This is a genomic window from Neisseria sp. P0009.S007, from assembly GCF_051962515.1.
In genome coordinates this window covers 1-1,760 of record NZ_JBQCVF010000266.1, presented here as the reverse complement: position 1 = coordinate 1,760, position 1,760 = coordinate 1, and the positions used below count along the sequence as shown (strand labels likewise).

Below are 1,760 nucleotides of genomic sequence, written 5' to 3'. Positions count from 1 at the left end.
TTTTGTCAGGAACACCGCGCGCGGATGTACCATTTCCATCAGGACGCGGAATATCCGAAGGGCGTGTACCGCGTGTGCACGGCGGCGACCTACCGTTCGGGCTATCCTGAGTGGAAAATCCTGTTTTCGGTGGCGGATTTCGACGAGTTGCTCGGCGACGATGTGTATCTGGGCGGCGTGTCGCACTTGGTGGAGCAGCCCAACCGCGCGCTGTTGACTTTGAGCAAGTCGGGCGGCGATACGGCTTATACGCTGGAAGTGGATTTGGAGGCGGGCGGGCTGGTCGAGGGCGGTTTTCATTTTCCGGCGGGGAAAAACCATGTGTCGTGGCGCGATGAAAACAGCGTGTGGGTGTGTCCGGCCTGGGACGAACGCCAGTTGACCGAATCGGGCTATCCGCGCGAAGTATGGCTGGTGGAACGCGGCAAAAGTTTCGAGGAAAGCCTGCCGGTGTGCCAAATCGGCGAAGACGGCATGATGGTGAACGCGTGGCGTTATCTCGATCCGCAGGGTTCGCCGATTGATTTGATTGAAGCGTCAGACGGTTTTTACACCAAAACCTATTTGCAGGTGTCGTCCGAAGGCGAGGCGAAACCGTTGAACCTGCCCGCCGATTGCGACGTGGTCGGCTATCTGGCGGGGCATCTTTTGCTGACGCTGCGCAAGGACTGGAACCGCGCGAACCAAAGCTATCCGAGCGGCGCGCTGGTGGCGGTGAAGCTGAATCGGGGCGAAATTGGGGCGGCGCAGCTTTTGTTTGCGCCCGATGAAACGCAGGCATTGGAAAGCGTGGAAACGACCAAGCGTTTTGTGGTAGCGAGCCTGCTGGAAAACGTACAGGGTCGTCTGAAAGCGTGGCGTTTTACTGATGGCAAATGGCAGGAGGCTGAACTGCCGCGCCTGCCTTCGGGCGCGCTGGAAATGACCGACCAGCCTTGGGGCGGCGACGTGGTTTACCTTGCCGCCAGCGATTTCACCACGCCGCTGACGCTGTTTGCGCTGGATTTGAACGTGATGGAGCTGACCGTCATGCGCCGCCAGCCGCAGCAGTTTGTTTCAGACGGTATCGAAGTGCGGCAGTTTTGGGCGGTGTCGTCCGACGGCGAGCGCATCCCTTATTTCTACGTCGGCAAAAACGCCGCGCCCGACACGCCGACGCTGGTCTATGCTTACGGCGGTTTCGGCGTGCCCGAGCTGCCGCATTATCTGGGCAGCATCGGCAAATACTGGCTGGAAGAGGGCAACGCCTTTGTACTGGCAAACATCCGCGGCGGCGGCGAGTTCGGCCCGCGCTGGCATCAGGCGGCGCAGGGAATCAGCAAACACAAAAGTGTCGACGATTTGCTTGCCGTCGTGCGTGATTTGTCCGAACGCGGCATGAGTTCGCCCGAACACATCGGTTTGCAGGGCGGCAGCAACGGCGGCCTGATTACCGCCGCCGCCTTCGTGCGCGAACCGCAAAGCATAGGCGCGCTGGTGTGCGAAGTGCCGCTGACCGACATGATCCGCTATCCGCTGCTCTCCGCCGGCGCAAGCTGGACGGACGAATACGGCAACCCGCAGAAATACGAAGTCTGCAAACGCTGGCTGGGCGAATTGTCGCCGTATCACAATCTTTCAGACGGCATCGATTATCCGCCTGCGCTCATTACCACCAGTCTCAGCGACGACCGCGTCCATCCTGCCCACGCGCTCAAGTTCTACGCCAAACTGCGCGAAACCTCGCCGCAATCTTGGCTCTACTCGCCTGACGGCGGCGG

The 1,760-nt window shown here is 60.4% G+C and carries 1 protein-coding gene; it reads left to right on the top strand.

From position 1 onward, the window contains the following. On the top strand, positions 1–1,760 hold a 1,760-nt coding region (locus ACTHS3_RS12305; RefSeq protein WP_440368063.1), incomplete at both ends, for a prolyl oligopeptidase family serine peptidase.